This is a genomic window from Loktanella sp. DJP18 (assembly GCF_049310965.1).
In the GTDB taxonomy this organism is placed as follows: domain Bacteria; phylum Pseudomonadota; class Alphaproteobacteria; order Rhodobacterales; family Rhodobacteraceae; genus Loktanella.
In genome coordinates this window covers 1-7,336 of the sequence record NZ_JBMERN010000153.1, presented here as the reverse complement: position 1 = coordinate 7,336, position 7,336 = coordinate 1, and the positions used below count along the sequence as shown (strand labels likewise).

Below are 7,336 nucleotides of genomic sequence, written 5' to 3'. Positions count from 1 at the left end.
CGGACGCGCGCACCTACAATAGCTGGCGAAACCTGATACTGGACGTTTCGGTCCTGGCCGAACCCAGTATCGTTGACGTCGATCCATGGGACACCCTCAGACGGGTGGCCAGAATATGTCGTGGGCGCTCTTTTGCGAACCGCTTATACTATGCCAGCTCGAAAGTATCTTCCGACACCGATCCCTGGCACCTCGACCGAGAACTGGCACTTGTCATTGACGGTGGCCTCTCTGGTCAAGACAGGCGGAGTTTTCGACAGGGGCTTGGAGCAATGGATGCTCTACATGACGAAACGCTTGCGAAAGGCGCGGGTGTCTTAACCCCGCGCCCGGTGGAGGGGCTTCCAAAGTTCACCGACCACAGCGTGGAATACCCCATTCCCGCCAGTCTCGAATCGTTCTGGAACGCCTTAGCGGCGGCTGACCGAAACGCCCTTTCGTTCGTATGGCGAATGGGAATCATGGCGGACATTTTCACATTATGTGACACACCCAACCCGAACGAGTTTTTTGCCGAGGGCCGGGGTGCCGCGTTTTTCAGACTTGATCCGATCACATTCGGCCTGGCTCGACCGTCGCGGCAAACCTACAGTATATACCTTCACCGTCTCAGCCACCGGATTTCATTGATGGGTGGAGTGGCGCTATCTAAGTCGGTTTGCGATATAGAAAGCCTTTGGCGTGAGCTGCGTGAATTGGCACAGGCAACGCCGGAGATCTCTCCCGCCCGAGTCGGGAATTTGGCGACACTTAAAACCTTGGCCGTGCGTGATGGACTTTCTCCCGCCAACCTCGACCCAGAATGGGTTGCGGTCCAGATTGCTGGGCTGCCACTTCAGAAGCGGCGGGCGTTGGAATCAGCGTGTTACACGATCAATGACCTTTGCAGCACGTATGGCCCGGAGCATCAGCTTCTACCAGCCCGCGGCACCGGCATTGAGCGACAGCGGAACCGGGGCCACGCATCCTGACAACATGTGTTCAAGCGAATAGTCACGACGCGAATGCGGGCATATTCGCTGATACGGCTATCTCCTTGCTCGATAGGCACCGATAAATGTTTTTGAGCAAAGGCCATTGAACCCATCTCTTACGAAAGGAGATGGACATGACCAAAAATACCAAGCGCTGGCAGGAATTCAAGCAGAAGCGGCCAGGGTTCTATTCGGGCAAAGAGCTGGCGATTTGGCTTGGAGTGAGCCGGAACTCTATTCCTGATGTTGCTGAACGTTTCCGGATCACATCGATCGAAGGCCTATATCCGGAAGCTGACGTGTGGCGCAGAATTTTGATGATTAGTCCTCGTCATGAAGACGACCGCAGGCTTCTGCGGAAGCCACTTCAAGGGTCAGTGTGGCTGGCACGCCGGACTGGGGTGCCATCGAGCACAGTTCGCGCAAAGATAAGAAAGGGCACCTTTGAGTATCCCAGGGGTGTGCAACTTTCTGAAGCAAAAGAAGATGGAGGACCCCCACGTTCGCGACGATGGATACCTTGCATTATCGAGGCTCTGGCAGATGGCCGGCAGCCGCCAGAATTCGAATACGTTGAGCGTGTGGATGCATCATGTTTTTTTGAGAAAAATGGGGCGAAAAAGCCTGTGCATCTGATTGCCAATAACGTTTTTGCGCAAATTGTGCACGATAAAGCTGAGATTGCACAGCAATGACCGAAATAACAACAAGTCGTTCGCTTTCGGCACCGGAAAACGAACGACCTTTCATTACCGGATGCGCGGAAACGGCCAATGTTCCCGGTAACGATCAATAACGAAGGAAATTTTTCCCATGGCGATGCCAATAATACAAGATGTTATCAACTCCTGCCTGAATAGCGACAAGAAGACCATTCGCCAGTATGGCACCAATCTCGAGAAAGTCTGTGACATGGTCGCCAGGCTGAGAAAGCACGACCTTCGACAAGATGAAGCGTGTCTCGAAACATACCGGTATTGGATGCCAAGATTTGACCCGCGCTCGGCACCCACGGTGGAACGGACCGCGAAAATGGGATGGTCGATCCCGACCTACAAGCAATACCATGGCGATGGGCGGAGAGGCATAGAACATTTTACAGGTGATTTGCGGAAACGCCAGGAACGCCTTGCGCGTCGGGACGGATGGGAGAACCTTCTTTCCGATGTCCAGAAGCTGGTCAATGCCGGCTTGGTTCCCCAATCCCGCATCAAACTCATTCGTTCACTTGCCGACACCTGTCGCCAGCGCGAGCTTGACCTTCCAGACGTATCAAGCGGGGCCCTGCTTGCTTGGCACGGCCAAATTCCCGCACAGCATTGGGTCAAACTGGTCAAGGCAGCAGATGGGCTCGACAAGCTAAGGTCTCTCGATACGCTGTCTCAACACTTGCCCGCGGCGCCTTTACGACTTTCGTCTATCGAGCTCCGAGGAGTGAACGACGTGCCAGACGCCCTCCTTGCCGAGGTCACCGAATGGGTGCGAAACGCGACAACGACGCTCCCGGTCGGCGTCGAGACACCGGAGGGCCATGCCACCCTTGCAAAGCGGCATTCAAAGGGCGCAATCGGTGTATTTGCCGCCGCGATGAATGCCTATCTTTCGGCGATTGCGAAAAGAAGGCCTATAACGTCGCTCAACACGATTGCCGGTTTGTTTTCAAGCCATGACATCGAATTTGTCTTGGTCGATTGGATTTCGGCGCACAAAGAGGGCAAGTTGTCGGCCCTCTCTCCGCGCACCATCTACCGCTACGCAGATTGCCTAAAGCTGGCTCTCAGCCGTAACGGGTTTGCCGAAGCGTCAGAGAAGATCGGCACTTGCTGTAAAACTTATCCAACTCTCAAAGAGGGTCGGAAGGCGAACGAATTCATGGCGGCCGAGACAGAAGCCTGGTGCCGCGACCTTATCGGCGATGAGCAAAAAATTGCGACCTTTGAGACCCAGCACGTTTCATACATGCAGATCGCCGAGGAGGCGCTCAAGGAGGCGGAAAGGGAGGGCTTCAATCTCGTTGACCTTGCGATACCCGAAAATATGAACGCGCTTAAAAAAGAGAAGAGGGCCGCCGCGAAGATGCTTTTGCGGCGGGCGCGAATTTTCGGTGTTTGTGCGGCATATGCGGCCATTGCCTTGGAAGGAGCACCTTTTCGAAAAACCAATATCCTCGGCCTCACTCTAAAAGGTGCGAAGCAAACATTCTTCGATAATCGAAAACGCAGCGAAGGCTTTACGATTATTGTGCCGAATGAAGATTTGAAGAATGGAGAAGCACTGACCCGGCGCAATCAGTCCATTCCGCCGATACATATATGCGGGAATGAGCCTGGCCTCTACGGAGAGGCTGTTCTCAACTTTTATTTCCTATGCATTCGACCGCTATTTCCAAGAAGCTCCACTTCGGTGTTCCTGTTTCCATCGTTGGGTGCGGCGAGCGCCAACATGGTTCACAAGACTTTTGACAATTGGCTCTTGATGGCTTCGGATAAAATCGGAATTCCAATGACATCACATAACTTTCGTCATGGATACTGTTCGATCGAGATCAAAGAAGACCCGAATTGTATTGAGGATCTTGCCGTCGTCCTCGGTGATCGCTCAGGCACCATCGAAAAATATTACGCTTTTGTTGATAAGATCGCGACACTGCGCCGCCATCAGGATCTGCGTTCTAAGCGACGCGCGGGTTACCGAACTGAAATCGGATATTCTTGGGAGGTCGCAAAATGAATAAAACGCAGCTTCTGTCAAAATCGCATTGGCGACATTTCGATCATCTGCCCGAGCTCTCGGACCAGTCCCTGATCTGCCTGGCTGCCATGGACGCGTTTCTCGATTACGTGGCAGCCCGAGGACTCGCCAATCCTGGTTGTGGGGACATCGTTCAGTGGGCATGCACAGAAGACGATGCCTTATCCGCAGTGCAACATCTTAAAACGGCATTGAAAATCTGCGTGCCTTCCTTCGTCGATGCGGCACAACTTGCAATAAAAGCAATCCAGAAAGACAGCCAGAGACCCGATAATCATGAACACTTAGGACTGACTGGCCACGAAAGCGCGGTCACTTCCCCCAGCCAAGAGGACCGTGGCTCATGGAACCCACTGGAGCGGCCCGCTGCCCACTACGCAAAGCGTAGGAAGGTTTCGATCTATCCGGACGAGCTGCCGCCAGACTGGAAAGACGCCCTGGTTCGTGCAGCTCTCGGCCTTCCGGGAAATGGTGTCGTCATCAGCCATGAAATTCTGAAACGGACCCGTGAAAAGCTCTGCCAGTTGGGGTGGTCGTGCCGGAAAGCGGGCATCCAGATCGACATTTCACGGGCGACGATTGAACAATTTCAAAGGGACGTCACAGACCGCTGCAAAATCGGGAAAAATGGTCTACGTTGGGCGACTATTCGAGCTTCTGTCGAAGAACTTCATCGGTTTGCGCGGTTCCTTGGACTTGATCCAGTTCTGATTCAATTCCTTTCTGAGCGACTTGCTATCCTCGATAGCCGGGAACGCTGTCAGAAAGCACTCAAGCATTTCGAGCTTGCGCGAACCGGCAACACTACGAATAAGATCCTCGACATGGCTGATGGTCTCCTTGAGGCGATGTGCGCGGTAGACTGTCCGCAAAAGCGACACCGGATGCGAAACAGAGCGTGTATTCTTGGCGTTTATCCAATTGCCCCATTACGAAACGCCTCTGCCTATTTGATATTCGGCAAAAATTTGTTCTGGATTAACGGTGAATGGGTGATCGACATGATGGTTCAGAAAACCCATGCAACCACACCCTACAATCTCGTTCTGCCTTTGGCCCAAGACCATGGCAAGTTCATTGATGCCGTCCTGCTTGGCGACCATCCGAGCCAGCGATTGGGCGAAAGACGGAGCAAAGCGATGGCTACCCGGCGGCCGCTCTTCGTCCTTTCCGACGGGACGCCTGTCTCGCCGACATATATACCCCGGATTTTCAAAGCATTGACTGGAAACAGTTTTACGACGACACGGACAATGCTTCATACAGATGAAGCAATTGAGCATGGAGACGCCGGAACGAGTTACGCAATGATCGCAAGTCATCAGACGGACTGGGATATTCGCACGACCTATCAGCAGGACAGACTGGCAAGGACGGCGGTAAACCGGAGGCAAGCTGCTCGACGGTCAAGAAGGGCAGAATTTTTAGCAGGTGAAACTGACCTTCGTGCAGATGACGATTTCCGGACCGGTTTGTCTTGTTTTTCCAAAGGCGCTGGCAACTCCGGATTGTCTTAATGTTGAAATATGGCAGAGACTTTTCCTTTAGATGACAGTTGGATTGCTCAAAACAGCGGTCAATATCTCGAGGAATTCAACTGTCAGCCGGTAAATGGCTCAGCCACTTCGCCGCAACAAGAGGCAAAGAGCACATCAGAATATTCGGCCAACTTTCGTTCGGTCGAAAGCCGCCGATACTGTGGTTTGAAGTTTTGAGCCAACATTGCATTGTATAGTAGCTGCCCCAATCATACGGTCCGTGTGTCCTTAGTCGCGAGATTGTGTTTCTGGCTTTCTTGTCGTCATCGGTCACAAGGCGCGGCACGTTCCGATAACAAACTGAAGCTTTTCGTCCGTGACCGCGGCCTCTGTCAGTGCCATAGTATCTGGCGGAAGGCAAAATCTTCGTGTGTGAGCCTCAGCGCCTTTAGGGAGATGCGGCATTTTCGTGCCATGACCAAGCTGTGATGAGTGGCGGCGCAAATAAGTATACGCGCGAGGGGGTTTGACCGGAGGCCATCCGGATCATTCTCGATCATTTCTGCCGAGACTTGCGTATCTCACGTTCTCGACGTCAGGGCTATCGCGTTTGGAAATTTGAGCGCGAAGAGGGCGAACGGAGCGTGAACTTTTGGGCTCTCTCGCTGCGTTCGTGGTCAGTTTTCGATGATTTTCGACCTCTACGTGACGAGACATACCCAAACGCGATTCCCCTGTTCTCGACGTGGCAGCCATTCCGGATGAACGCGCCATACCAACCGGATTAACGCTCGCTGCCACATTGGGCGAGCGCGAAAGACAGACAGTTCGGGAACAGCTTGCAGAGCTCGTTCGCGGAATGTCTGAGGTTGCACGATGTCGAGCTCTATAGACGGATCGACTTTCCCACGCGCACGATCAAACGCTACTTTGAAAGTGTCCCGCTCAGTATACTGATCATCAATCATGTTTTCCCAGTAGCACGATGTATGAATATTGAGAAGTTGCAAGAAGCGGGCATTCAGCCACTTCGTCAATTTTTATCCTGCTTATCCACCAAAGAAAGCGGGTGAAATAGCCGGTTTCACCACCTCATCTTGACAGAAAGCTGCGCCTCTGCCTCTGTTGACTGAACAGTCAGCAAAAGTGAGGACGCCCTCATGAATATCGCGATCCAATCTTGCGCCTTTATTATCGCTGCTGCCCTCGCGATACCTACGCTCGGACTTGCGCAAAACGCACCTCTTCCGAGCCAGGAAGGCTGGGTCGACAGCAAGCAAAGCGTGACGCTCGAGGGCGGTCTCGAGCTGACTGAGCTACTCCCCAACTCTTGGACAGGTTTCCGGCTGATTTAAGCTACTGCCTGCACCTGCTGATCGGTTTGGGTTGCGTTGAAGTAGACCACGGCGGGCGGCTGACCGCCATGGGCGGCGTGGGGCCGCAGGTGGTTGTAGAAGGTGATCCAGCGCCCGACACCGGCTTTGGCTTGGGACCCGGTTTCCCAAGCGTGCAGATAGACGCATTCGTATTTCAGGGACCGCCAAAGGCGCTCGATGAAGATGTTGTCGAGGTATCGGGCTTTGCCGTCCATGGAGATCTTGGTTTTTGCCCGCTTCAGCCGGTCAGTCCAGTCGAAGGATGTGAACTGGGAGCCTTGATCCGTATTCATAATTTCGGGTGGGCCGAACTTGTGGATCGCCTCGTTCAGCGCCTCGAGGCAGAACTCGGCCTCCAGCGTGTTCGAGATACGCCAGGCCAAAACCTTGCGGGTGAACCAGTCGATGATGGCCACCAGATAGAGGAACCCTTTGCGCATTGGCAGGTAGGTGATGTCGGCGCACCAGACTTGGTTTGGCCGGTCGATCCGCAGCCCGCCCAGCAGGTAGGGGTAGGTCTTGTGGCCCTTGGCAGGCTTACTTGTGTTGGGCTTTTGATAGATCGGCATCAATCGCATAAGGCGCATCAGCCGCCGAATGCGCTTTTCATTCACGGGATGGCCTTCGTTCTGCAGGTGCCACGTCATCTGCCGGACACCGTAAAACGGGGTGTCCAAGAACTGCTTGTCGATCAGCAGCATGAGGTCGAGGTTCATCGCGGTCTCGCCCTGCGGCGCGTAATAGAACGACGACCGTG

The 7,336-nt window shown here is 53.7% G+C and carries 6 protein-coding genes; 5 read left to right on the top strand and 1 reads right to left on the bottom strand.

Annotated features, from left to right (window positions below):
• The 5 genes from ACOI1H_RS22285 to ACOI1H_RS22265 all read left to right on the top strand — a co-directional run.
• Positions 1 to 971: hypothetical protein (locus ACOI1H_RS22285; RefSeq protein WP_422440275.1), on the top strand; the 971-nt coding region annotated here is incomplete at its 5' end.
• Between the two features lie 137 nt (positions 972 to 1,108).
• Positions 1,109 to 1,669, top strand: coding sequence for a hypothetical protein (locus ACOI1H_RS22280; RefSeq protein ID WP_422440273.1), 561 nt, complete (start codon positions 1,109 to 1,111; stop codon positions 1,667 to 1,669).
• Positions 1,670 to 1,787: 118 nt separating this feature from the next.
• Entirely contained in the window at positions 1,788 to 3,704 is a 1,917-nt protein-coding gene (locus ACOI1H_RS22275) for a hypothetical protein (protein ID WP_422440272.1), read from the top strand.
• The gene (locus ACOI1H_RS22270; RefSeq protein WP_422440270.1) at positions 3,701 to 5,242 is read left to right on the top strand and encodes a hypothetical protein; all 1,542 of its coding nucleotides are present in this window, start codon (positions 3,701 to 3,703) and stop codon (positions 5,240 to 5,242) included. The genes ACOI1H_RS22275 and ACOI1H_RS22270 overlap by 4 nt, the downstream gene beginning before the upstream one ends.
• Before the next feature lie 1,121 nt (positions 5,243 to 6,363).
• On the top strand, positions 6,364 to 6,558 hold the full coding sequence (locus ACOI1H_RS22265; protein ID WP_422440268.1) for a hypothetical protein: 195 nt from the start codon (positions 6,364 to 6,366) through the stop codon (positions 6,556 to 6,558).
• Here the strand turns inward: ACOI1H_RS22265 and ACOI1H_RS22260 are convergent.
• On the bottom strand, positions 6,555 to 7,336 hold a 782-nt coding region (locus ACOI1H_RS22260; RefSeq protein WP_422440267.1), incomplete at its 5' end, for an IS3 family transposase. The two genes, ACOI1H_RS22265 and ACOI1H_RS22260, sit on opposite strands and share 4 nt — an antisense overlap.

What these genes read in the sequence shown, in the direction of transcription:
- ACOI1H_RS22280 (WP_422440273.1), top strand. Translation starts at nt 1,109, where the DNA reads ATGACCAAAAATACCAAGCGCTGGCAGGAATTCAAGCAGAAGCGGCCA.
- ACOI1H_RS22275 (WP_422440272.1), top strand. Translation starts at nt 1,788, where the DNA reads ATGGCGATGCCAATAATACAAGATGTTATCAACTCCTGCCTGAATAGC.
- ACOI1H_RS22270 (WP_422440270.1), top strand. Translation starts at nt 3,701, where the DNA reads ATGAATAAAACGCAGCTTCTGTCAAAATCGCATTGGCGACATTTCGAT.
- ACOI1H_RS22265 (WP_422440268.1), top strand. Translation starts at nt 6,364, where the DNA reads ATGAATATCGCGATCCAATCTTGCGCCTTTATTATCGCTGCTGCCCTC.